This window comes from Winogradskyella sp. UBA3174, from assembly GCF_002364335.1.
Taxonomy (GTDB): domain Bacteria; phylum Bacteroidota; class Bacteroidia; order Flavobacteriales; family Flavobacteriaceae; genus Winogradskyella.
Genome location: NZ_DEXW01000045.1, coordinates 59,892 through 84,037, shown reverse-complemented (window position 1 = coordinate 84,037; position 24,146 = coordinate 59,892). Strand labels below are relative to the sequence as shown.

Genomic DNA, 24,146 nt, shown 5'->3' with positions numbered 1-24,146 from the left:
ATAGGAAAATGTGCCGTTGTAAAAGCCATATATGCAAACCAAGGCTTATTTTCTTTTGCACCACCTTTCATAAATTCTAACATTTGATTCGTATAGATCTCACCAGAATAAACGCCTTCAGGTCTTTCGTATGGTTCACCGTTTAAAGTCCATTCTTCAACGCGTTTCACATTCAATCCATTTGGGTCCGCAAAATCGGGCGTCATTGCTAAATTATTCCAGTGATTTGAACCTCCAGAATAAATACCAAACTCTTTGGTAAATCCAAATCCTAAGGGGCCTTTACTTCCTGGTTTATCACCACCTAAGTGCCATTTTCCAACTTTGTAAACATCATAACCATCGTCCTTAAGAAGTTCAGAAATTGTTACAGCATCATCGGTTAAATAAGACTCATAGCCTTTTTTTCCTCTAGTAGGAGGGTAAACAGAATAGTCAAAGGCTCCTAAACCAACTTCAATATTGTTATTCCCTGTTAAAATCATTGACCTTGTCACAGAGCACACCGGTGATACGTGAAAGTTTGTAAAGCGAACCCCTGCATCAGCAAGTTTATTCATATTTGGTGTTTTAACTTCCGAACCAAAAGCTCCGATGTCTCCAAATGCGGTATCATCACCAACCAATAATAAAATGTTTGGTTTTTTTTGCTCCGTTTTTTCGACTTCTGTAGTTTTTTCCTTTTCGGGAGACTGTCCACAGCTGGTTAAAATTAATGCTACAAAAGCAAGATGAAATAGGTTTCTCATGATTTTATGTAATTGTTGTTTGTTATGAATTTATTCTCGTATTTCTGTTTATATCAGTTTTCTTATTAAAAAGATCGAATGGCACGAACATAGTGCTCGCCATTCTTAAAATCACTATTTGTATTGCCAGAACTTGTAAAATATTGTGTCCAAACGGTGTTGCTTGCATCATGTGAAGAAGACCAATATTCACTATTACCGAAGGTGTCACCGGCATTATCGAGTGCTGTATCATTAACTATTTCATAGTTTTGGTAAAGGGCGTCCAACTCATTTTTACTTGGCAAGAACCAATCGTCAAAGCTGTCATTTTCATAGGTGTCGCAAAGATCTGCAGCTATATTTTGGGTGTCGCACCTATCGAGAATGTCTATGGTGTTTTGAGCTCCAGTTCCAATTTCCAGACCATTAGCTCCAAAATCAACGGCATCAAGACAGCCCCATTCAATATTAAATCCTTGATTAGCTACAGAACTAATTAAGCCATGCTCACCTGTAGCGTCCAGGTAAAAAATAACGCCTCCTTCATGGAAATCACCAATAGCTAATTGCGTTGTTGTGCCTTCATTATCATCATCACTACAAGATTGGATGGAGACTATGACAACTACAAGTAATAGGGTTAAAATAGACTTTCTCATTCTAAAGTTTGGTTTAAATTGTTTGCACAAACGTAAACCAAAGCATCAACTAAAAAAATATCATTTGATAGGTTTTGTAATCTCTTTTTTTATTCTGTGTATCGTTAAGGGTTTGATTCCCAAAAAACTAGCGAGGTGCTTATCGTAAGAAGTTTCAATTAATATGGGGTTCCAGTGTAATAAATCAAGATAACGCTCTTTTGGAGTCATCGCAACAAAAGTGTTTAAGCGATAGGAAAGCGTTAAAATTATTTCTTTTAAAATGTTTAAATAAAATTTCATGAGTTCAGGATTATCATACCCCAATGCTTCTAGATTACTAATATTAAATTTCAGATACTGAATGTCTCCAATAGCTTCAATATTGAGTAATTGAATATCATCACCAAAAACTCTTGCATCTGCCATAAGTTTTCCCTCGGCTCTTATGAAATCATTTAATTCTTCCCCTTTTTCATTAGTACTATAGGCACGTGCCACTCCTTTTAAGATTAAGATTGCGTTTTTATCTCTTCTGCCACTGCTTAAGATTCTTTCTTTATTCTTTGCAACGTGATATTTTGAAATAGATAAGATACTATCAATTTCTTTTTCTCTTAAATTAGGAAAGAACTTTATTAATAAATCTTTTATTTCTGAATTTGAGAATTCCATTTTGATGTGTCCTATTTTTAATATAATCTAAGAGTCACATGCATGGTTTAGCTGCGCTCTTTTGTAGGCCCTACCTGTCGGTAAGCCTATAGCTACTACTAAATTAGTAAAAGGAAACGAATTAGAGGAAAATTCTTAAGGTTTTGCTTCGACAATTCGCTAGGCTCGTGTCCAATTTGGCGATAACTAAGCCATTTATTATAGCCATGTAGGGGTTTGGCACGTTTAATTATGTAGATGTTACATCAGGTCTTTTTCCAAGTTGCCACATTAAAATACCACCAGTGACATACATCCATATAGCATAAGCTGCCGTTGGAATGCCCATTTCAATATTATTTAATATAGATGTCGCAATTACAAATGCTAATGCCCCATTCTGAATACCACTCTCCACCGAAATTGAAATGGCACTCTTTAAATTCAATTTAAACAATCTAGCGGTTAAATACCCCAATCCTAGGGTTAAAATATTCAATAACAAGGTCACCAGTCCTACTTCTTTCATGGCTTGACCTACGATGTTGAAATTAGCAGCTATTACAGCGATAAATACTAAAACAAAAATTACAGTAGAAGCCTTGCGCATGGGGTTTTCCATTCGTGTTGCAAAGTTTGTTTTGAATCTACGAATGAGCATCCCAACCGAAATAGGAATCACTGTAATTCCCATTATTTGTAAGATCGTATCTATTATGGGCAGTTTAATGGTCACATTTGTACCACTACCAAAATAGTCTAAGGCATAAGACAAGATAAAGGGTATTGTCAATACACTCACGATACTCGCAATAGCAGTCAATGTAACGGATAATGCAATATTTCCTTTACAAATCTGGACTATTAAATTACTGGTTGGCCCACCAGGGCAAGTCGCCAAAATCATTAATCCAACGGCCATTACTGGACTTAATCCAAAAGCTATAGCTAGTGAAAAACCAATAATTGGCAATAAGATAAGTTGATTGGTAAGACCAATTAAAATGGCTTTGGGATATTTTATTATTCTAGTAAAATCATTAGGAATTAAGGTCATCCCCATTCCTAGCATTATAATAGCCAGAGATATGGGTAAGAATACTTTACTTAAAGTTTCGGCTATTGTCAATGGTTAATTAATTATTTAAAATTCTTCGTAAACATAAGCCTAGTTCTAAAATATGCTTAAAATTATACACTAATAAGTAATAGGTATTATGTAATGTGTTGTTTTTCAAAGGTAGCTATAATATGACTTAATTACATTTTTCTAAGTATTTTTAGTCTGAGCTAGGTGTGAGGGTTTATTTTAGTAGCCTATTGTTGAAATCCGTATTTTTTATATAAAAGTTAAATTTTCTATATTGACTAAATAAATAATAAAATCTAAATAACCCAGTATTATCAGTTTGTCACTCATGTGTAATACAATAAAGTCTATTTTGAGAAAATAGATATTGAATTAAATTATAGCAACTCTTTAATCAATAGGTTCGACTTTTTTATTTAGGTTAACCATGATATATTATTCCCTATTGAATTACGTTGTTAAAATCTATTCTAGAATAGAAAATGTATTATTTTTTATTCTGCAAACTAATATTGTTGGTAATAGTTAAATACTACTATAAATTAAAATTCCGAGCAATACAATTAATAGTTTATTAAATTTGAATTTTGAACTCAATACATTATGAATAGAAAATTGGTCTTTATTGCATTTGTAGTATCACTAGGTGGCTTCCTTTTTGGTTTTGATGCAGGTATCATTTCTGGTGTTATGTCTTTTGCTGGTCCCGAATTTAATTTAGATGAAGGCGGTTTTGCTTGGGGATGGGCTGTTAGCGCACCTTCATGGGTAGCGATGTTTGCTATGCTGTTTTCAGGGAGGTTAAGTGATGTGTTTGGACGAAAAAAAATACTCATTTGTGTTGCTTTTCTATATGCTATTTCTGCTGTATTGTCGGCTGTGGCAACCTCTTATGAAATGCTTTATGTAGCAAGAATGATAGGTGGATTGGCTTTTGGGGCAGCATTAGTTATTGCACCTATATATATTGCTGAAATTTCATCTGCAGAAAATAGAGGGAAGTTAGTTTCATTACAACAATTAAATATCGTATTTGGTTTTTTTGCGGCATTCTTAAGTAATTATTTTTTCAATGTATATAATACACCCGAAAGTAGCTTTCTTACGGATGAAAACGTTTGGAGATGGATGTTAGGTGTCGAATTAATTCCGGCTTTATTATATCTTGTTTTCTTGTTTTTTGTCCCGAAAAGCCCACGTTGGCTCTATTTAAAAGAGAATTATGAAGCGGCAAAAAAAGTTTTAACACAGATTCATGGCAAAGAAAAAGGAGCACTCGAAATTATAGGTATCGAAGAAAATATAAACGCAGATAAAGACAAATCGCCTGTAAAGATTAAAGATTTATTAAAGCGCTCGTTACGTTTTATTTTAGTGGTCGGTTTAATAGTGGGTGTTCTGCAACAAATTACAGGCATAAATGCGGTTTATTTTTACGCTACTTCTATATTTAAACAAACGGGTATTGGTACAGATGCTGCCTTTTTATCAGGAGTTTTATTAAGTACAATTTCAGTGATTTTTACTTTTGTTGCGATATACCTAATTGATAGAATGGGTCGAAGACCTTTATTATTGATTGGTACAGCAGGTATTGCCATCAGCTTATTAGTATGTGCTTATGGCTTTAACCAAGCAACATATCAACTATCACAAGAAAAAATTAATCAATTTGAATTTTCTGATTCTGAAAAATTATTGCCTTTTGCCGATAAAGTTTATGACAATGATATTGATTTTAAAAATGATATAAAATCAGCTTTAGGAAATAAAATATACAGTAAAAATGATGGTGCTATTTTAGAGGTAGCGACGACTATTAATGCCCGTTTAATACTCATTGGAATTTTAGGTTTTATAGCCTGTTTTGCCTTTTCACTAGGGCCAGTAATGTGGGTCTTACTATCAGAATTATATCCATTAAAATATAGAGGTTTGGCTATAGGAGTCATCGCTTTTGTCAACTCATTAATCAGTTCTTTAGTGCAATTAATTTTTCCTTGGGAATTGTCAAATTTAGGAAACGCATTAACCTTTTTCATATTTGGAGCCATAGCATTAGTAGGCTTTTTTATTCTTTTAAAGCTATTACCAGAAACTAAAGGCAAATCTTTAGAAGCCTTAGAAAGGGAGTTCGTCATAGAGCCTAAGGGAATAGTTTAATAGTCTTGTTCGAGAATAAATTAATATAGAGTATACAGCGAAACATAAAACTATTTTTTGTTTCGCTTTTTTTATACCCAAACATTTGCTCACTTAGCCCTTAAGACTTAATTTTAGAAAAAAGAATGTAATGACTTTAAAAGATCTTGCTAAAATAGCTGGTGTTTCAATATCTACTGTTTCTAAAGCGCTAAATGATAGTCCAGAGATTGGGCAAAAAACTAAAGAGCGCATACATGATTTAGCAAATTTATATAATTATGAGCCCAATAATTTAGCTATAAATCTTAAGAGAGGTAAAACAAAAACGATTGGTGTTATTGTGCCTAGTATTCAAAATAATTTTTTTGCTAAGGTTATAATTGGTATCGAGGAGGTGCTTAATGCATCTAACTATAATATTATTATATCAATTACTAATGAGTCTCAAGAAAAGGAAGTAGCTATATTAAAAACACTTTCTAATGGAGTTGTAGATGGCTTTTTGGTGGCAGTTGGTGAAGAAACACAAGTTAATCAACATGTAGATCATTTTGATTATGCAAATAAAAGGAATAAGCCCATTGTCTTATTTGATAGAGTGATTAAGAGTTTAGATTTTGATAAGGTTATTGTAGACGATAAAGCCATTGTAAATTCAGTAGTAACATCATTAATAGAACAAGACAAAAAAGCGATAGCATTAGTGTCGGCTATTTATAATTTGAGTGTTGGAGAATCGCGAAAAGAAGGCTATTTAGATGCCATAAGAGGTCGCCAAGACCCAACTATTGTGGAATCTAGTATTGAGAATTTAGAAGAGGAATTAAAAAAACTATTAGAAAACACATCTATTGACGCTATTGTTGCAGCAGATGAAGATGCGTCTTTGCTGTCATTAAAAGTTGCAAGAGCTAATGGTCTTAAAATGCCAAAGGATATATCAATATTAGGATTTGCACCAACTAAATTGGCTGAAAATGTTAGCCCTCGGTTAACAACAATTAACCAGCACGGTATAGAAATTGGCAGAAAAGCGGCTCAGTTATTAGTTAATAAATTAGAAGACAATACCTTAGCGCCTCAACGCGTAATAGTTAATTCTACCATAGTTCACAGAGAAACAACATAAATATTCAACAGAGAAATATTTAGTTTTATTGTAACTTTGAAACATCCCAAATACTTATAATATGTTAGATAATTTTTGGTTTAATGTTAAATACGGCATTAATCATGTATTAGATCTTAATGGTTATGACCACGTGCTTTTTTTAATGGTATTAGCTGTTCCTTACGTTTTTAAAGATTGGAAACGCGTACTTCTATTAGTATCGATGTTTACTTTAGGGCATACGTTATCTTTGGTTTTCGCGGCTTATGGACTTGTTAGTGTAAACGGTAAATTGGTAGAGTTTTTAATACCTGTAACGATATTAATCGCTGCGATTTATAATGTGTTTACGGCTGGTAAAAAAGACAGAAGTACTAAAATTGGCTTATTGTTTTTTACAACGCTATTTTTTGGACTTGTTCATGGTTTGGGATTTGCAAGAGAATTTAAAATGTTTTCTAATGAATCTGAAAATAAACTCATATTGCTTTTAGAGTTTGCGTTAGGTATAGAGATAGCTCAGGTTATTATTGTTTTTGTAGTATTATTTCTTGGGTTTTTATGTCAAACTATTTTCAGATTTTCGAGACGAGATTGGGTTATGGTCTTATCTGCTGTAGTTATTGGTTTGGTAATTCCAATGATAATTCAAAATGACTTTCTATTATAGCTTATAAAGTTTGGTAAAACTTTAACTACGAGTAGATTGTTTATAAAATACTAACCTTTTATATTCGTTATTAACATTGTACGATAACTTTCATTAATGTCAAAAGAAAAACAATTACGTTACGATAAAGCCTATTTGCGAATAGCTAAAGAATGGGGAAAATTATCGCATTGCAAGCGTAAACAAGTCGGTGCATTAATAGTTAAAGACAGAATGATAATTTCTGATGGTTACAATGGTACACCAACAGGATTTGAAAATTATTGCGAGGATGATGAAGGCTATACGAAGTGGTATGTTCTTCATGCAGAAGCTAATGCTATATTAAAAGTAGCAGCTTCAACGCAATCTTGTAAAGGAGCAACGTTATATATAACATTATCACCATGTAAAGAATGTAGTAAACTTATACACCAATCCGGTATAATAAGAGTTGTTTATAAAGAAGGTTATAAAGATGATTCGGGTTTACAATTCTTAAAAAAAGCAGGGATAGCATTAGAACATATTGACGATTTAAAAGCATAATGGCAAATAAAAATAAATACATACCACTATTATTAGGTGTTGCTATTGCGGCAGGAGTATTTATTGGTGGGAAACTAAATTTCACAGATACGTCTGATAATCTTTTTAGCACAAATAGTAAAAAAGATAAACTTAACCGTTTAATTGATTACATAGATTATGAGTATGTAGATGATGTAAATACAGACAGTATCGTTGATGTAACTGTAAATGGCATATTAGATAATTTAGATCCACATTCTACCTATATCCCTAAAGAAGATTTACAGCGTATTACGGAGAATATGAAAGGGGACTTTGTAGGTATTGGTATAAATTTTTATCCTTATAAAGACAGTATTGCTGTTATTAAGCCAACAGAATACGGCCCTAGTGAGCGTGCCGGAATTATGAGTGGTGATCGCATTTTATATGCAGATGGTGATTCGCTTTTTGGTCGTGCTATTACTAATGATTTAATTATTGAAAAGTTAAAAGGAGATAAAAACACTAAAGTTAAGCTTACTGTTTATCGTAAAGGTGAAGAAGAACTACTCAGTTTTGAAGTAAGAAGAGAAGATATTCCTATTAAAAGTGTTGATGCAGCTTACATGCTAACCGATGATTTAGGTTACATTAAAATAAACCGTTTTGCAGAATCTTCATTTAAAGAGTTTAAATCTGCATTAAGTGAATTAATGGATCAAGGAGCTACAAAATTGGCTCTAGATTTACGAGATAATCCTGGTGGCTTTTTAGGAATTGCAGAGCAAATTGCAGATGAATTTTTAGAGGATGATAAGTTAATTGTTTTTACAAAAGATAAAAAAGGAAAAGAGGTGCGTACTTATGCAACCCGAAGAGGAGATTTTGAAGATGGCGAAATATATATTCTAATTAATGAGAATTCTGCATCAGCGAGCGAAGTCATAGCAGGAGCTTTACAAGACAATGATAAAGGTGTTATTATAGGAAGACGTTCTTACGGAAAAGGTCTTGTTCAGCGAGAGATGGCTTTAGGTGATGGTAGTGCAGTACGCCTCACAGTTTCTAGATATTACACTCCAACAGGTCGTTCTATTCAACGTCCATATAGTAACGGTGATAATAGAAGCTATTATAATGATTATTATAAGCGTTTAAGAACAGGAGAATTAGCAGATGAAGAAAGTATAGAAGTTGATGATTCTTTAAGGTTTACAACACCAAAGGGAAAGGTTGTGTATGGAGGAGGAGGTATTATACCAGACGTATTTGTGCCTGTAGATAGAGCTTTTGATAACGAGACTATTAATTACTTAAGACGAAGAGGTTACTTCGGCTATTTTGTTTTTGAAGAATTAGATAAAGATAGAAGTGTTTATGCAAACGTTTCTAAGTTCGATTTTATAAATAATTTTGAAGTCAGTGACGATATTGTTGTTCGTTTTCAAAACTATATTAATAAAAAAGGAAGTGCAAACGTAACATTTGTGGCTTACAATGATGAAGTTAAACGACTTATTAAAGCAACACTAGCTCGCCAGTTGTTTGATGAGAATGCTTTTGAAGAAATTCTTAATAAGCAAGATATTATGGTACAAGAAATTATACTTTTAAGCTCTGAGTATCCTGATTTCAAACAGTAATCTTGTCGTGTATTTTGGTCTGTTTCCCACCATTCCAAAGTGTAAGAATATCAGTTGCTACATGAGATCCGCTCCCACAAGCTATAGCAAATTGACTGCGCCAACCAGCTAAAGTACCTGCCACATAAAGATTCTTTTCAATGAGATGATCGTTGTTTTTTAACCAAATTCTATCCTTTTCAACTGCAGCTTTAGGATGTGGCTCTATATAGTAATCTAAGCCTTTTATGGTCATTAAATTAGTGTAACCAACTGCTACCACAACGATTTTTGCTTTGTATGTTTTTTTATTGGTTGAAATAGAATAGGTGTCAAGCTCTTTTGAAATAGTAGTAACTTTTTCGTGTTCTATTTGTTTAACATGAGGGTATAAATCGTTGAGTTGTTTTTTACCATCTTTTAGAATATCACTGCCTAAAGCGCCTGGTTGTAAACCTAAAATATTATTAAATAGTGCGTTTTGTAGATGCGATGTTTTTTGATGTGTAACTATAGCGATTGTTTTGTCCTTTGCAAAAGCTTTGTCTTTAGCAGAACCTAAAACTAGAGCGCAAGATAAACCTGCGGCTCCACCACCAATAATAAACACATCAAAAGTCATTAGCGTTTGTTTTGTAGTTTTTCTATTTTTTTAGAAATTCTCAAAATTTGCAAAAGAGTTATAGTACATAAAGCGGCTACAATTGTTATAACGGCAGTAAAACTCTCTCCTTGTAAAAGCGCTTCAAAATTTAATTTAGTCGCATTAAAAATAATGAGACTAATGGCAAGAACGGTTAAGATTAAGATAAGTATCTTCATAAATTTGTTTTTTAAGCCAATAACGCTTTTATGTTATGGGCAAATAATTTAACTGCGATTGCTAGCAAAATTACGCCAAAAACTTTTCTTACAATCTTAATTCCGTTTGCACCTATGATTTTTTCAATTTTTGCTGAGGTTTTTAACACAATGTAAATCACAATAACGTTACAAATTACGGCAACAATAATATTTTCAATATCAAATTCTGCACGTAAAGATAAAAGGGTGGTTAAACTTCCAGGGCCAGCAATAAGTGGAAATGCCAAAGGAAATACTGAAGCTGTTATAGCATCGTGATCATCATCCTTATAAAGTGTAATCCCTAAAACCATCTCCAGAGCAATAAAAAATATAACAAATGCACCGGCTACGGCAAAAGAATTAACATCGACTCCAATGACGCTAAGTAAGCTTTTACCAACAAACAGAAATATAATCATTATTACACCAGCAATCAATGATGCTTTCTCACTTTGAATATGTCCAACTTTTTTGCGTAAATCTATAATAATAGGAATATTACCTACAATATCAATTACTGCAAAGAGTACCATAAAGGCGGTGAATATTTGTTTAAAATCTAGTTGCATAACATGCGTTTTTCAAATTCGCGGCAAAGATGCGATAATATTAGAGATTTTCAATATTAATTTAATATTAAATAATCAATTCTTAATCTAAACAGATTTATTTAAAACACTGATTTTAAAAAGGTATTAAACTAAATACAGAATCTCTTAAGTTATGTAAAGTTTAATTATTTTTGCCGCATGTTTCAACTAGGAAAAACGATCATATCAGAAGATATAATAGAAAAAGACTTTTTATGTAATTTATCTGCATGTAAAGGTGCTTGTTGTATAGATGGGGATGCTGGTGCGCCCTTAGAGCAATCGGAAGTTAAAATACTTGAGGATATCTATCCTAAAGTAAAACCATTTTTGCGCGAAGAAGGGATTAAGGCCATTGAAGCGCAAGGTACATCTGTAAAGACTGCTTTTGGGGATTTAGAAACACCGTTAATAAATGGTGCGGATTGCGCTTATGTAATATTTGATGAAAAGAATACGGCACTTTGTGCTATTGAAGAAGCCTATAACCAAGGAGAAGTTGATTGGAAAAAACCAATATCTTGTCATTTATATCCTGTAAGAATAAGAGATTATACGGAGTTTTCTGCTGTTAACTATGATAAATGGGAAATTTGTGATGACGCATGTACACTAGGGAAAGAATTACAAGTACCTGTTTACAGATTTGTAAAAGAAGCACTTATTAGAAAGTTTGGCGAAGATTGGTATGCAGAGTTAGAAAAAGTAGCGCAAGAAAAATATAACAGGTAACTTTATTAAACCGGAATTTGAAGTATAATTTTAGTTCCGGTAGCGTTATTTGCTTCGTACAGATCTTCAATTTCTAAACTATAACTATTAGGGAAACCTTGTGAGAAGTTTGCCAATCTTGCTTTTGTAATTTCAATACCAACAGATTTTCGTTTTAATTTTTTACCATTACTTATTTTTCTAGCTGCGAACCGACCAATACCATTATCGATAATTTCTACGGTAATAAAGCCTGTTTCGTTTTTAATAACATTAAGGTTAATTCTTTTATTTTGGGATTTAGAAGACAGTCCATGCCATAGCGCATTTTCTAAAAATGGTTGAAGAATTAAAGATGGGACTTTTGTTATTTCAGTATTTACACCTTCATCTACATTAATATTAAAATCTATTTCATTAGAAAAACGAATGTTTTCAATATTCATATAAAGCTTCATCGTTTCTAGTTCATCACTAAGCGTGGTCTCTTTTTCTTTTGAAGCGATTAAAATTTTTCGAATTAATTTTGAGAATTTATTGAGATAATAAACTGCATTTTCTTTCTCATTATTTATGATGTAAAGCTTAATTGAGTTTAAAGAATTAAATAAAAAATGCGGATTCATTTGGCTTCGTAGCATATCTTGCTCTAACATTAAAATCTGTTTTTCTTTTTTTAAAGCTTTTGTTCTATTCATTATAAATAAAGCGATGGCCAATAGCGCTAGAGCTAATGACGTATAAAGTAATATTTTTTTATTTCTTTCTAAAAGTAATCTTGCAGCCTCATTCTCTAGAGCCAAGTCTTTTATTTGGTTGTCTTTGTTTTCGTTTTCATAAGTGACAACAATATCATTAACATACTGTAGATTTTGTTCAGTTAAAAAGGTATTTTCTATTTCAACAGCTTTTTGGTAATAGTCTAAAGCCACCTCAAATTTTTTATTTTTCTGATTAAGCTCAGAGAGCAGTTTGCTAGAAGCTGCAATAGAGGAATTAAGATTATAAGATTCTGATATTTTTAATGCTTTATTTAAGCTTTTTTCTGCTAAAGAAAGCTGATTATCTTTAATCTGTAGTTGTCCAAGATTAATGTAAGACGAGGCAATATAAAATTGATCTCCTAACTTTAAAGCCTTATCTAAAGCACCTTTTATAATTGGAGCTGCTTCTTTGTATTTTTCTTTTTTAAGGTAGATAGCACCTATACTATTGTAGCATATAACACGTCCAATATCAGAATCAATAGCATTGTTGTAATCTAAAGACTTTTTGTAGTTATTTAATGCAGCATCAAGGCTCCCTTTGGCTTCTTCGGCATAACCTATGTTGTGATAGTTTATTGCTAACCCTAACTTATTATCAGCTTTTACTTCGATTTTAAGGGACTTGTTAAATTGCAATAAAGCCAAGTCGTATTGCTGAAGTGCTAAATAAATATTTCCAATACTATTTTGTGAAACAGCAATATTATAACTCACTGTTTTATTAGGATTCTTAATTGAATATGCGATTTTTAAGGCTTCGGCATGAAAATTTAAAGCAGGTTTTATAATATCCATACGTCTGTAAGCCACACCAATCATGTTAAGACTTATAATCCTAAATTCATCACTATTAGCTTTATCAGCATAAGTTTTAGCTTCTTTATGTAGTTGAATAGATTTTTCATAATTTGAAATATTTCTATTTGCAACACCAAGCGCATTAAGTGCGTAGCTAACACCTTTATTATAAGTGTTTATTTTTGATGTTTCTAACAACTGTTTCATCTTCAAACTGTCCCTTTCAAAAGGTTTGAATAATGAATCTATACCTATAAAATTTTTAGGTTGATTTTGTTGTATTGAATTTAAAGCCATTTCAAAATCTGTAGTTTGTGCATCAACAAACAAAGTACAGACGTAGAGCAAGCAAACTAGTATTAGATGCTTTTTGTGATGCATTTTAAGGAATAAAGTGCTGATAATCATCGACTAAAGTTTTTCCAGAAAATCTGATTTTCGTTGTCTAGCCACAGGTATTTTATGGTTACTGTCCATTATAACATACCCTTCATTTTTAATAAAAGTTTTTATTTTACCCATATTAATGATATAAGAATTATGTATTCTGAAAAAATAATGCTCTGGCAATAAAGCATCTACTTCCTTTAGTTTTTTTGTAATTACTATCTTTTTTTGATCAGTTAAGAAAAGTGTACTGTAATTACCATCAGATTCTACATATATAATATCATCAATATCTAAAAACATAAGTTTTCCATCGGTATTGATAGAAATACGTTTTTTATCAAATTTAGAATTGAATTTTAATAGTAGACTTTCAAGTTTTGAAGCATTTAAATTTTTGTTACTATTTTTTTTAATCTTAGAAATAGATTCTTTTAAATCGTCAGAGTCTATTGGCTTTAATAAATAATCAATAGCCTCATGCTTAAGTGCTTTAATAGCATATTCATCGTAAGCTGTCGTTATTACTATTGCCATATCTGTTTCTCCTAGTTTTTCTAAAAATTGAAAACCACCCATAGTTGGCATTTGTACATCAAGAAAAAGACAATCAGCGGTATTTATTTTTAGATAGATTAGCGCATCTTCTGGACTAGTGAAAGTTGCAGATACTTTAATCTCTTCTTTAAAATTACTCAATTCCCAAGCCAAGCCCTGAATGGCTTTAGGTTCGTCATCAACTATTACTGCTTTTAGCATGTCTAAGGGTTATTACTTTATAAAGATAAATAATATTCTCGGTGCAGTACCACAATAGATGTATGTAAAGTAAGGTTTAGTGTGTAATGAGTAGGATAGCATATTTTACAAATCATTAAATACCTGATCTTACCAATTATACATTTTTTTTAACCGTTTATACATGGCAACTATAAAACGGCTTCTTTAAAAGTGATATTTGAATAATAACTGACCATATATTATGCGAATTAGGGGTTCGCTTAAAGGTTAAATGCTATTAATCAGTTAAAGTCAGGATTTTTTAAAATCCTGACTTTTTTTATGGGTCACTCAATCAATAAGTAAACATAAATTTTACTTTTAGTTAATTATTTCAGTAAAAGAAGCATTTAAATAATGCTTCTTTTTGTTTAAATATTTTTTAGTTTTCAATCTTCTAAAATACCCTATAAACACAATACGTTAAGGCTTCTTTAATAGGATAAAGACTACAAAATAATATTCAACAAAAAAAAATTAAACAATTGAAAATCAAATAGTTGACTCTATTTTCGAATTAATCCTTTGTTAATGGTCAATTCAAACCGTTGTTAAAAACTTGTTGACAACGTTTGCAAAATACCCTTTCATTTTTAACTACAAAAGTCAATCTTTGTTGAAGGCAAAATAAAATAGAGTTCGCTGTTTTAGAAATTTGCTCTTTTTATTCCTATTAAGGAAAATTTATAAAACGTTTTACGGATTTATTAACGAAATCTTGAATGATTAAAAATCATTCTACTGACAACTTAGCCTTTAAATTGAAAATATATGGAAATCAAACAATTAGAGATTACACAAATTATTAAAAGAGATTACGAAACAAGTCCGTTTGTTTTAAATAAAATTTCTAACGCTATTGAAAAGGCAATGATGTCTGTAGGAAATGGTACGAAAGAAGATGCGAATACAATTTCTGTAAACGTTTTACAAACACTACTAGAAAGAAAAGAAAACGACTATAATTATTTACCTACCGTAGAAGAGGTCCAAGATCTTGTTGAGGAGAAATTAATGACAAGCTCTTTTCCAAGTGTAGCAAAAGCATATATACTCTATAGAGACGAACAAGCTAGAAGTAGAAAAACAAATATTTTTGAAAAGCGTATTAATTTAAAACCTTATGAGTATCCTGCACTAAATGAATATGTAGATGCGATAAGACACTCGTATTGGATTCATTCAGAATTTAATTTTACAAGTGACGTTCAAGATTTTAAAACGAGATTAACTATTGTAGAGCAAAATGCTATTAAGAACACCATGCTTGCTATTTCGCAAATTGAAGTTGCAGTAAAATCATTTTGGGGAGAAATTTACACTAAAATGCCTAAGCCAGAAATAGGATCGGTAGGAGCAACGTTTGCAGAAAGCGAAGTACGTCATCACGATGCATACTCACATTTATTAGAAGTATTAGGTCTTAATAATGAGTTTAAAAACTTAAAGAAGAAGCCTGTAATAATGAGACGTGTTCATTATTTAGAAACGGCTTTAAAGAATGCAAAAAGTGAGGATAACAAAGAGTACGCAGAGTCTATTTTATTATTTTCTCTATTTATAGAACACGTGTCTTTGTTCTCCCAGTTTTTAATAATTATGGCTTTTAACAAGCATAAGAATATGCTTAAAGGTATTTCTAATGTGGTTGAAGCAACTTCAAAAGAAGAGCAGATTCATGGTGATTTCGGAATCGATATTATTAGAATTATAAAAGATGAAAACCCAACATGGTTTGGTGATGAGCACAACGCTGTAGTAAGAGATTTATGTAGAGAAGCTTTCGTATCTGAAAGTAAACTAGTCGATTGGATTTTTGAAGCTGGCGAATTAGAATTTCTTCCAAAAGACGTAATAAATGAGTTTATTAAAAATAGATTTAATAATTCATTAGAAAGTATTGGCATCGAAAAAGTATTTGATGTAGATGAAACATTATTAGTGCAAACCGAATGGTTTGACGATGAGATTATAGGAACAAAGCATGGAGATTTCTTTGTGAAGCGTTCAATAAACTATGCAAAAAGACAAAAAAGTGTAACCGGAGATGACCTATTTTAAACTATGAACGACCACATTAATCCTGACCTCGAAAACAAAGTGAACGAACAACCAACCAAAACATCTAGCCATGATGAGTTAATTAAGGCTAGAAAAGAAGCTATAAAAGAAGCGAATAAAGAACCAGAAATTAAATGGTTAACAGAAAATAGTCGTAAATTTTTAGCATCCGGATATCTTACAGGTGATACATCTCCAGAAGAACGCATCAGGGAAATAGCTAATAATGCTGAGAAAATCTTAAAAATCGATGGCTTTGCAGACAAGTTCTACGGTTATATGGCAGAAGGCTATTATTCATTAGCATCTCCTGTTTGGTCTAATTTTGGTAAAAAGCGTGGTTTACCAATTAGTTGTTTTGGTTCACATATTGCTGATGATATGGGCGATATCCTTTATACACAATCGGAAGTAGGTATGATGTCTAAACTAGGAGGTGGTACTTCTGGTTACTTTGGTAAATTGCGACACAGAGGTGCACCAGTAAAAAACAACGGAGAATCTTCGGGAGCTGTACATATTATGCAACTCTTCGAAAAAATGGTAGATGTTGTAAGTCAAGGTTCAGTAAGACGCGGTCGTTTTTCTCCTTATTTACCAATAGATCACCAAGATATTAATGAGTTTTTAGAAATCGGAACTGAAGGTAATCCAATACAGGAGTTAACACATGGTGTTACTGTCGGTAATGAGTGGATGCAAGAAATGATTGATGGAGATGCTGATAAAAGAGCAATTTGGGCAAAAGTTTTACAAAGAAGAGGGGAGATAGGGTATCCTTATATATTCTTTAAAGACAATGCGAATAATAACGCACCAGATGTTTATAAAGACAAGAATCACGAAGTATACGCAAGTAACTTGTGTACCGAAATAATGCTACCTACAAATGAAGATTGGTCATTTGTATGTGTGTTATCTTCAATAAACTTATTACACTACGATAAGTGGAAAGATACGGATGCTGTTGAAACAATGGTATATTTTTTAGATGCTGTTTTAGAAGAATTTGTTACAAAATTAGAAGTATTTAGAGATTCTGAAGATAGAGATGATAGGCAAACTTTTATGTTTATGGAAAAAGCCTATAATTTCGCAAAAGAAAATAGAGCTTTAGGTTTAGGTGCATTAGGATGGCACTCATTATTACAATCTAAAAGTCTAGGTTTTGATAGTCAGGAAGCTTTCAATTTAAATAGCGAAATATTTAAGACTATTGAAGAAAAATCTCATAAAGCATCAAAAGAGTTAGCAGATTTATTTGGAGAGCCAGAAGTATTAAAAGGATACGGAAGACGTAATACAACATTAAATGCTGTAGCACCAACAACATCTTCAGCTTTTATTCTAGGACAAGTATCTCAAGGTATTGAGCCAATTTGGTCTAATAGTTATGTAAAAGATATTGCGAAAATAAAAACGACGATTAAGAATCCTTATCTCTTAGAGCTTCTAAAGGAAAAAGGAATGAACACAGTTGAGGTTTGGAAAAGCATCAGAGATTATGATGGGTCTGTACAACATCTAGAAGGTCTTACAGATCACGAAAAGGATGTGTTTAAAACCTATTCTGAAATCGACCAGATGACAATCATCTATCAAGCAGCAAATAGACAGAATCACATAGATCAAGGTCAGTCGTTGAATATTATGGTGCATCCAGATATGCCAGTCAAAGACATTAATAAGCTTTATGTTACAGCTTGGAAACTCGGTGTTAAATCATTGTACTACCAACACAGTATGAATGCTGCACAGAAATTTAAACAAAAGAAAGAATGTTTAAGTTGTGAAGGGTAACAAATAAATTCCTTCGGAAGCCAGGAATCTTAATTTAAGTATTATAAAAAGCATCTCATTTCTGAGATGCTTTTTTAGTTCTAAATTCAACTATTTGTTATTCTGGTTTTTGTTTCAGAATCTTGGTTATAATCTTATTGGTTTTGTGCATGATGTTGAAATAGTTTAACCTCATTGAATCTTGGATATTAGAATGACAAAGCAAATAAATTTTTTAAGAACTTTTACTTTTCAACCAAACTATCAGTCCCCAAATACCGATCATCTTTATTATAATACCAAGCTCTTACTTTAGGCATTTTAATGCCATTTACAACAGCTTCTTCAGAAAGTAATATATATTCACCACTTTCTGGTTTCTCTTTACCGTAATCATCTGTTTTAAAGAATTGATAGACTTCCATAGCATAGGTCTTTGGATTAAAATAAAAATACCAAATATCGCTGCCAACGGCTTCATCGTAAGTTACTTTTAAAACTAAATAATCTTTACCCTTAAACGTTCTCTTTTCGACTTTATCGCCAAGGTTAGTGCCAGGATCTTTTAGTTTTATTGGTAAACCGTATAGATACGTATAGTAGTTTTTATAAAGCGTAGCGCTGTCGCAAGACATATTTTTTTCTTTTGCTGCTATGCCATCTATATTTTTACCGTTATAAACCATGTAACACTTGCCTTTATTAACCGTATAAACTGTAGTTACGGTGTCTTTTGTGGCTTTGATGCTAAAGAACTCATTACGTAAGTCTAGTCTTATAAGACTTGTGCGCTTTGGAGAATCTGGTGTTGTCATTACAACCTTAAAGCCGGCTTTAAATGTTTTCCAATTACCAGTTGGGTCGTGATAACTGATTGACTTATCTAATAACGCTCTGGCGGTTATATTTTGAGCTATACTATTAAACGTGAAACAGAAAAGAAGTAATGCTAAGATTGCTTTCATTGGTTTTAATTTTTCTACAAATTACACATTAGGAAACAAAAAAAGCATCCAATGCCGAATTTTACGGGAGGATGCTTTTATAATTTACCGTTTACTTGCATTAGAAATAACAGTGCCATCTTCGTTAACCTTTAATTTGATGTCATTTTCTATTTTTAAAACGTCTACATCTTCATTTAGAGAGCTAATTTTTGAATTGTAATCATCAACTCTATTTTGAATCTTCGCGAATTTATTTTCTAAATCTTCTTTCTCTACTTTTGTTTTGGTTAGTTGACTTTTAATCTCACCATTTTCTTGTTCTAAGGCCACGTATTTTTTCTTTGAAACACAAGAGCTTAATAAAATTGCTGTTACTAAGAGGATTATTTTTTTTTTCATATAATTAACTTTAGCTTAAATTGGTTGTACAGTTTTATATACGATTAAGTGTTAGTTTTGGGCATTTAATGTTTAAATTTTTATAATGAATTCTAAATTAAAGGAAGTTGCTCAAGTATTTTTTAAATTAGGTTGTTTCGCTTTTGGTGGTCCTGCGGCTCATATTGCTATGATGGAAGATGAAATCATTGAAAAAAGGAAGTGGATGACTAGAGATTATTTTCTAGATTTAATAGGAGCAACTAATTTAATTCCAGGTCCAAATTCTACTGAGATGACTATGCATTGTGGTTATGAGCGCGCTGGTAAAGCAGGTCTATTTGTAGCAGGTATTGCCTTTATTATTCCTGCCACATTAATTACTGCATTATTGGCATACTTGTATGTAAAATATGGTGAATTACCAGAAGTAGAACCTTTTATTTACGGTATTAAACCAGCAGTTTTGGCTATTATTGCTTCAGCCATATTAAAGCTTGGTAAAAAGGCTATTAAAAGCACTGAGCTGATTATTATTGGTGTATTAGTTTTAGCGGTAAGTATTTTGGGTGTTAACGAAGTTGTAGCTTTATTAAGCGCAGGTGTTTTAGGAATGCTCTATTTCTATTTGAAATCAAAAACTATCTCTAACCTAAATTCAATATCACCATTTTTTTTACTTCTTGGGTTAAATACAACAATAGCCAAGATATCGACGTTAAAGCTCTTTTTAATTTTCCTAAAAGTAGGAGCTATACTTTATGGAAGTGGCTATGTGTTATTTGCATATTTGGATGCAGAATTGGTAACACGAGGTTTATTAACCAGAGCAGAACTCATTGATGCCATTGCTATTGGACAATTTACACCAGGACCAGTTCTATCTACCTCAACCTTTATTGGGTATCAACTTTCAGGATTTACAGGAGCTTTAGTAGCTACAACAGGAATATTTTTACCGTCATTCTTATTCGTATTAATACTTAGTCCATTCATTCCAAGAATGCGTAAATCAATTTTACTCCGCTATTTTTTAGATTCAGTGAATGTTGCCGCAGTTGCTGTTATGCTTGCGGTATTAGTTGTAATGGCAAAAGAGACGCTTATTGAATGGCAGAGTATTTTAATAGCAGTTTTGGCTGTTTTTATAACTTTTAAAACTAAAATTAGTACGATATGGACTATTATAATTGGTGCCGTTTTAGGATATGTTTTATTGACCTTATTTTAAAAAAAAGGCAATAAAAAAAGCCTTAATTTTAATTAAGGCTTTGATCTTTAAGAAGCAGTATATTTAATTATTCTTCTTCTTTTTCGGGTTTTTCTTGGGATTCAATAATGATTTCATCCGTAACTGCAATAGTTGCAGGTTCAACAGAGCTATCATGCGAATTATGATATTCTTCTAATAGATTCATAGTTGCATTTAAGAGATCTTTAGTTTCTAATAATAATCCAAAGTATAATGTTGTATTCTTAGGGCTAGATTCTTCAGTTCTTGTTCTAGAAACTTGCTTAACAATCTTATCAGTTACTAAATCTAATACGTCCTTTTTACGATCAATAATAGAGCCTATTTGCTCAAAAGAATGTGAGTCGAAAGCTGCCTTTGTATCATTAAATAGAGTTTCTAAAGCATCATCAACTTCTTTGAGTTCTTTTATTTGGCTAAACTTAAGTTTCTGGTGATTGTTATTAATATGCTTATGACTAACTTTTGAAATATATTCTAGAGATTGAGTCATGTCTTGTAAGTAACCTAAAATATTAATGTAAAAACTACTTGCACGAAGACTTGTTTCATCTAAGTTTTTGATGAAGTAGAAGATATTATCACGTAAGTCATCTACTTCAGTTGATAATTTATCAATTTGTTTTTTGTTCTTTTTAAGCAAAGATAAATCCTGCTTAGCTAATCCTTTAATAGCATTAGAATAAACTCTATTACCACGCTTTACTACATTAGATATGTTACTGGCACTTTCGTGTATAACTCCTTGTACAGAACGACTACCAGTTGCTTTTAGGCTATCTTCTTCTTCTGTCTTGTTAATACCATCTTTATGAGATTTATAATTTCTATATAACAAAATTCCTGTTAATAATAACAAAATTGGTGTCATCACTGAAGGATTCCATTGTATTAAGAATACGACGAAGCCGGCAGCAATGAATGCTCCAAATGCAGTACCAAACCAACCTCCAATAACATTTAAAACACCGGCAACTCTATATACCGCGCTTTCTCTTCCCCAAGCTCTATCTGCGAACGAGGTTCCCATAGCAACCATAAATGTTACGTATGTCGTAGAAAGTGGTAATTTCATTGATGTTGCAATGGCGATTAAAACACCTGCAACCATTAAGTTTACTGAAGCTCTAATCATATCAAAAGCAGGAGCATCAATACTTTGGTCTTTAGTTAAAGCTGGGACATTTGGTTTTTCAAAACTTCTACCTATTCTTTCTTGAACTGATTTTGGTACAACAGCACTGAAATACTTTGATAATGCAGAAGATCCTTTTACCACAGTTCTAGATAATGCATTTGGTTGAAATTTTTCGTGAGTATTTCCTTGACGAGATAAACTTAATTCAGTTTCAGCTACTGTTTTTGCTTTTTTAGAGAACCATAATGTAAGTACCATAATTGTACCAGCTATAAATAACAATAGTGGTTCTGCAGGTACTTTTTTGTCTAATACTTCCATTGAGAACATTGAAGGATCAACACCAGAAACTACCCATGCTTCATAAGAATGATAAGCAGCCATTGGTACACCAATAAAGTTCACTAAATCGTTACCAGAAAAGGCTAAGGCCAAACCAAAGGTTCCTACAGCGATAACTACAAGTAGTATTGTTTTTTTTGTTATGGCTTGAAAAGCAAAAGAGACTCCTAACCACAATATAAAACTACCAAGGATAATATAAATTTCGTTGCCTTCTACAATCCCTTTAAGATCTTTATAATAAGGTGTTCCTTTTAGTCCTTTTAAGAAGATGAAATACGTAATAGCCGTTAAACAAACAGCACCAAATATTGCACCGAAGTGTTTAATTTTAGTTTCATATTGAAAAGTAAATATTAGTCGTGAAACCCACTGTACTAATGCACCAACCGTAAACGCTATAAATACAGACATTAAGATGCCTCGAATAATCTCAAGAGCTTTTTCAGTATTTATATAAGTACCTAAATCAGCAATTGTTTTTGTGTCAGAAGCCGTTATTTTAATTAAAGACATTACTACTGCTGCTCCTAATAAGTTAAATACAATAGAAACGGTTGTAGATGTTGGTAAACCAAGCGTGTTAAAGAAATCTAATAGTAATATGTCAGTAATCATTACTGCCATAAAAATGTACATAATGTCTTCAAAATTAAACATGGCTGGTACAAAAATTCCTTTACGTGCAACTTCCATCATGCCACTAGAAAATACAGCACCAATAAAAATCCCTAAACTCGCCACAATCATTATAGTTCGCATAGAAATTGCCTTAGAACCGATAGCAGAATTTAAGAAGTTAATAGCATCATTACTTACACCAACTACAATATCAGCAACGGCTAAAACTGTAATGGCAATTAACATAAACAGGTAAATATTATCCATAATCTTTAATTAAAATAAGTTCGCAAATATCTTCATACAATTTCAGTGTAACGTTACCTAATTGTTATTTTTTATTGGTTAAAAGTGAATATCAAAGCCAAGTCTGAAGGTTATATTATCCTGATTTCCATCTAAAGTTGTATAACTAATATCTGACTGTACTTTTAATTTATGACCAACAATAAATTTGTTAACACCAAGTGTATATTGATCTTGTGGACGTCTATTGGTTATAGCTTCATAATTTACAGTTGTAAAACGAGCAGCTATTTCATAATTATTTTTAAACAAATAACCAGCTTGTAAGTTTAAAGCATTACCTGTTAAAACGATATCTCCTGTTGGTGTAGTTCCGTCTATTTCTGTTGCAACTTCATCATCTGCTGTACGTTTAGCGTATTCACCCATAAACGAAAACCCATTATATTTAAACATGGCATCTGCAAAAACGGTAGTTTGATCTGTTTCGTAAATAGAACCGTCAGTTCTAATCATATAATCACCAGCAAAGCCTCTCTCTCTAACAGCATTTTGGTTGTAGTTATAAGTAAAACCCATCATTAGCTTTGGCTTCTCTTCGCGTTTTAAATCTGATTGACTATAATCACCTTTAGATTTAAATGTTCCGAATGGTAAAAATTCTAATCTGGCAGTATATTGTAAACCACCTTCATTACCTTCAGTAACATTACGTCCTTCTCCTTGAGACAAAGAAAGCTTTTCACGCAATAAAAAATCACCACCTAATTTTGTTTTATGACGTATTTGAATGCCTAAATCACGATCAATATTAAAACGACTATTTAATAAAGAACGATCTACAAGTTGCATATTTGCTGAAGATACTACTCGTTCTACGTTACCAGGTAATTTTGTTTGACCTGCCCATAACTCCCAGTTACCATAAAAATTCCACATAATAACTGCATCTAAAATATATCGTGGTGTTTCTCTATTAAATTCATTAGCGCCTGAGATATCTCTATTAGATAGGCCTAACTCTATTTTGTATTTAAGTTTTGGGCTGTAAGCAAAACCATCAAATTTTAATCTAGCACGACGAACTATAAAATTATGTTCTGGACTTCCGTACTGATTACCATCATAATCCCATGAAGATATTGAACGTACTTGAAAGCGAGGTGCGAATTTTATACTAAAAGAACTGTCTTTTGCTACAAAATTGATTAAACCTTTACCGAAAGAAGTATCACTAATTTCTTGAGCATTAGTTGAGTAAAACGCACAAATAACTAATGCGAGTAAAGTGATTCTAAGTTTCATTATAATTCTACGTTTTTGTCGAGTGCAAATAACTAACTTTAATGT

The 24,146-nt window shown here is 32.1% G+C and carries 22 protein-coding genes; 9 read left to right on the top strand and 13 right to left on the bottom strand.

Annotated features, from left to right (window positions below; all coding sequences use genetic code 11):
- The 4 genes from B2U95_RS08155 to B2U95_RS08140 form a co-directional block, all read right to left on the bottom strand.
- Positions 1 to 749, bottom strand: a 749-nt coding sequence (locus tag B2U95_RS08155; RefSeq protein ID WP_296314749.1) for a sulfatase-like hydrolase/transferase, incomplete at its 3' end; no start/stop codon positions are given.
- 65 nt (positions 750 to 814) lie between these two features.
- On the bottom strand, positions 815 to 1,390 hold the full coding sequence (locus tag B2U95_RS08150) for a DUF1566 domain-containing protein (protein WP_296314747.1): 576 nt from the start codon (positions 1,388 to 1,390) through the stop codon (positions 815 to 817).
- Between the two features lie 60 nt (positions 1,391 to 1,450).
- Positions 1,451 to 2,044 (bottom strand): Crp/Fnr family transcriptional regulator, encoded by a 594-nt coding sequence (locus B2U95_RS08145; protein WP_296314744.1) that lies wholly within the window; start codon positions 2,042 to 2,044, stop codon positions 1,451 to 1,453.
- Between the two features lie 229 nt (positions 2,045 to 2,273).
- Complete coding sequence (locus B2U95_RS08140; protein WP_296314742.1) at positions 2,274 to 3,152, bottom strand: bile acid:sodium symporter family protein; 879 nt, start codon at positions 3,150 to 3,152, stop codon at positions 2,274 to 2,276.
- Between the two features lie 564 nt (positions 3,153 to 3,716).
- Here B2U95_RS08140 and B2U95_RS08135 point away from each other — a divergent pair.
- The 5 genes from B2U95_RS08135 to B2U95_RS08110 all read left to right on the top strand — a co-directional run bounded on the left by B2U95_RS08135 (position 3,717) and on the right by B2U95_RS08110 (position 9,174).
- A complete protein-coding gene (locus B2U95_RS08135; protein WP_296314739.1) occupies positions 3,717 to 5,276 on the top strand; it encodes a sugar porter family MFS transporter in 1,560 nt (519 codons plus the stop codon).
- 130 nt (positions 5,277 to 5,406) lie between these two features.
- Complete coding sequence (locus B2U95_RS08125) at positions 5,407 to 6,387, top strand: LacI family DNA-binding transcriptional regulator (protein WP_339614228.1); 981 nt, start codon at positions 5,407 to 5,409, stop codon at positions 6,385 to 6,387.
- A gap of 61 nt (positions 6,388 to 6,448) precedes the next feature.
- Positions 6,449 to 7,039, top strand: coding sequence for a HupE/UreJ family protein (locus B2U95_RS08120; protein WP_296314735.1), 591 nt, complete (start codon positions 6,449 to 6,451; stop codon positions 7,037 to 7,039).
- Between the two features lie 96 nt (positions 7,040 to 7,135).
- Entirely contained in the window at positions 7,136 to 7,567 is a 432-nt protein-coding gene (locus B2U95_RS08115) for a deoxycytidylate deaminase (RefSeq protein ID WP_296314733.1), read from the top strand.
- Positions 7,567 to 9,174: a S41 family peptidase gene (locus B2U95_RS08110; protein WP_296314730.1), complete on the top strand. Its 1,608-nt coding sequence runs from the start codon at positions 7,567 to 7,569 to the stop codon at positions 9,172 to 9,174. Before B2U95_RS08115 ends, B2U95_RS08110 begins: the two co-directional genes overlap by 1 nt.
- Here B2U95_RS08110 and B2U95_RS08105 read toward each other — a convergent pair.
- The 3 genes from B2U95_RS08105 to B2U95_RS08095 are packed head-to-tail and all read right to left on the bottom strand — an operon-like array spanning position 9,164 to position 10,568.
- Complete coding sequence (locus tag B2U95_RS08105) at positions 9,164 to 9,775, bottom strand: FAD-dependent oxidoreductase (protein ID WP_296314727.1); 612 nt, start codon at positions 9,773 to 9,775, stop codon at positions 9,164 to 9,166. The genes B2U95_RS08110 and B2U95_RS08105 overlap by 11 nt on opposite strands.
- Positions 9,775 to 9,975 (bottom strand): hypothetical protein, encoded by a 201-nt coding sequence (locus B2U95_RS08100; RefSeq protein ID WP_296314726.1) that lies wholly within the window; start codon positions 9,973 to 9,975, stop codon positions 9,775 to 9,777. The genes B2U95_RS08105 and B2U95_RS08100 overlap by 1 nt, the downstream gene beginning before the upstream one ends.
- Positions 9,976 to 9,986: 11 nt before the next feature.
- Entirely contained in the window at positions 9,987 to 10,568 is a 582-nt protein-coding gene (locus tag B2U95_RS08095) for a MarC family protein (protein WP_296314723.1), read from the bottom strand.
- A gap of 180 nt (positions 10,569 to 10,748) precedes the next feature.
- Here B2U95_RS08095 and B2U95_RS08090 point away from each other — a divergent pair, with 180 nt between their 5' ends.
- Positions 10,749 to 11,321: a DUF3109 family protein gene (locus B2U95_RS08090; RefSeq protein ID WP_296314720.1), complete on the top strand. Its 573-nt coding sequence runs from the start codon at positions 10,749 to 10,751 to the stop codon at positions 11,319 to 11,321.
- A gap of 5 nt (positions 11,322 to 11,326) precedes the next feature.
- Here B2U95_RS08090 and B2U95_RS08085 read toward each other — a convergent pair whose 3' ends face one another.
- Positions 11,327 to 13,213 carry a tetratricopeptide repeat-containing sensor histidine kinase gene (locus tag B2U95_RS08085; protein ID WP_296314717.1) on the bottom strand — a complete coding sequence of 629 codons (1,887 nt, stop codon included), beginning with the start codon at positions 13,211 to 13,213 and terminating at the stop codon, positions 11,327 to 11,329.
- A 63-nt stretch (positions 13,214 to 13,276) separates the two neighbouring features.
- Positions 13,277 to 14,011, bottom strand: coding sequence for a LytR/AlgR family response regulator transcription factor (locus tag B2U95_RS08080; RefSeq protein WP_296314714.1), 735 nt, complete (start codon positions 14,009 to 14,011; stop codon positions 13,277 to 13,279).
- A gap of 792 nt (positions 14,012 to 14,803) precedes the next feature.
- Between B2U95_RS08080 and B2U95_RS08075 the strand changes: the two genes are divergently transcribed.
- Both B2U95_RS08075 and B2U95_RS08070 read left to right on the top strand, forming a co-directional pair.
- Positions 14,804 to 16,093 carry a ribonucleotide-diphosphate reductase subunit beta gene (locus B2U95_RS08075; RefSeq protein WP_296314711.1) on the top strand — a complete coding sequence of 430 codons (1,290 nt, stop codon included), beginning with the start codon at positions 14,804 to 14,806 and terminating at the stop codon, positions 16,091 to 16,093.
- A 3-nt stretch (positions 16,094 to 16,096) separates the two neighbouring features.
- Positions 16,097 to 17,893, top strand: a complete 1,797-nt coding sequence (locus B2U95_RS08070) for a ribonucleoside-diphosphate reductase subunit alpha (RefSeq protein ID WP_296314709.1) — start codon at positions 16,097 to 16,099, stop codon at positions 17,891 to 17,893.
- 224 nt (positions 17,894 to 18,117) lie between these two features.
- Here B2U95_RS08070 and B2U95_RS08065 read toward each other — a convergent pair whose 3' ends face one another.
- Both B2U95_RS08065 and B2U95_RS08060 read right to left on the bottom strand, forming a co-directional pair.
- Positions 18,118 to 18,837, bottom strand: coding sequence for a DUF6503 family protein (locus tag B2U95_RS08065; protein WP_296314708.1), 720 nt, complete (start codon positions 18,835 to 18,837; stop codon positions 18,118 to 18,120).
- An 84-nt stretch (positions 18,838 to 18,921) separates the two neighbouring features.
- Positions 18,922 to 19,218: a hypothetical protein gene (locus B2U95_RS08060; protein WP_339614233.1), complete on the bottom strand. Its 297-nt coding sequence runs from the start codon at positions 19,216 to 19,218 to the stop codon at positions 18,922 to 18,924.
- 85 nt (positions 19,219 to 19,303) lie between these two features.
- On the opposite strand from B2U95_RS08060, the gene chrA reads away from it, so the two are divergent.
- Positions 19,304 to 20,428 (top strand): chromate efflux transporter, encoded by a 1,125-nt coding sequence (chrA, locus tag B2U95_RS08055; RefSeq protein ID WP_296314706.1) that lies wholly within the window; start codon positions 19,304 to 19,306, stop codon positions 20,426 to 20,428.
- 67 nt (positions 20,429 to 20,495) lie between these two features.
- Here chrA and B2U95_RS08050 read toward each other — a convergent pair whose 3' ends face one another.
- Positions 20,496 to 22,817: an inorganic phosphate transporter gene (locus B2U95_RS08050; protein WP_296314705.1), complete on the bottom strand. Its 2,322-nt coding sequence runs from the start codon at positions 22,815 to 22,817 to the stop codon at positions 20,496 to 20,498.
- 78 nt (positions 22,818 to 22,895) lie between these two features.
- On the bottom strand, positions 22,896 to 24,101 hold the full coding sequence (locus tag B2U95_RS08045; protein WP_296314702.1) for a porin: 1,206 nt from the start codon (positions 24,099 to 24,101) through the stop codon (positions 22,896 to 22,898).
- Positions 24,102 to 24,146 lie beyond the last annotated feature (45 nt).

Bases quoted from the DNA above. Each gene is read 5' to 3' on its own strand.
- B2U95_RS08150 (WP_296314747.1), bottom strand. From the start codon at position 1,390: ATGAGAAAGTCTATTTTAACCCTATTACTTGTAGTTGTCATAGTCTCC.
- B2U95_RS08145 (WP_296314744.1), bottom strand. From the start codon at position 2,044: ATGGAATTCTCAAATTCAGAAATAAAAGATTTATTAATAAAGTTCTTT.
- B2U95_RS08135 (WP_296314739.1), top strand. From the start codon at position 3,717: ATGAATAGAAAATTGGTCTTTATTGCATTTGTAGTATCACTAGGTGGC.
- B2U95_RS08125 (WP_339614228.1), top strand. From the start codon at position 5,407: ATGACTTTAAAAGATCTTGCTAAAATAGCTGGTGTTTCAATATCTACT.
- B2U95_RS08120 (WP_296314735.1), top strand. From the start codon at position 6,449: ATGTTAGATAATTTTTGGTTTAATGTTAAATACGGCATTAATCATGTA.
- B2U95_RS08115 (WP_296314733.1), top strand. From the start codon at position 7,136: ATGTCAAAAGAAAAACAATTACGTTACGATAAAGCCTATTTGCGAATA.
- B2U95_RS08110 (WP_296314730.1), top strand. From the start codon at position 7,567: ATGGCAAATAAAAATAAATACATACCACTATTATTAGGTGTTGCTATT.
- B2U95_RS08105 (WP_296314727.1), bottom strand. From the start codon at position 9,775: ATGACTTTTGATGTGTTTATTATTGGTGGTGGAGCCGCAGGTTTATCT.
- B2U95_RS08100 (WP_296314726.1), bottom strand. From the start codon at position 9,975: ATGAAGATACTTATCTTAATCTTAACCGTTCTTGCCATTAGTCTCATT.
- B2U95_RS08095 (WP_296314723.1), bottom strand. From the start codon at position 10,568: ATGCAACTAGATTTTAAACAAATATTCACCGCCTTTATGGTACTCTTT.
- B2U95_RS08090 (WP_296314720.1), top strand. From the start codon at position 10,749: ATGTTTCAACTAGGAAAAACGATCATATCAGAAGATATAATAGAAAAA.
- B2U95_RS08080 (WP_296314714.1), bottom strand. From the start codon at position 14,011: ATGCTAAAAGCAGTAATAGTTGATGACGAACCTAAAGCCATTCAGGGC.
- B2U95_RS08075 (WP_296314711.1), top strand. From the start codon at position 14,804: ATGGAAATCAAACAATTAGAGATTACACAAATTATTAAAAGAGATTAC.
- B2U95_RS08070 (WP_296314709.1), top strand. From the start codon at position 16,097: ATGAACGACCACATTAATCCTGACCTCGAAAACAAAGTGAACGAACAA.
- B2U95_RS08065 (WP_296314708.1), bottom strand. From the start codon at position 18,837: ATGAAAGCAATCTTAGCATTACTTCTTTTCTGTTTCACGTTTAATAGT.
- B2U95_RS08060 (WP_339614233.1), bottom strand. From the start codon at position 19,218: ATGAAAAAAAAAATAATCCTCTTAGTAACAGCAATTTTATTAAGCTCT.
- chrA (WP_296314706.1), top strand. From the start codon at position 19,304: ATGAATTCTAAATTAAAGGAAGTTGCTCAAGTATTTTTTAAATTAGGT.
- B2U95_RS08050 (WP_296314705.1), bottom strand. From the start codon at position 22,817: ATGGATAATATTTACCTGTTTATGTTAATTGCCATTACAGTTTTAGCC.
- B2U95_RS08045 (WP_296314702.1), bottom strand. From the start codon at position 24,101: ATGAAACTTAGAATCACTTTACTCGCATTAGTTATTTGTGCGTTTTAC.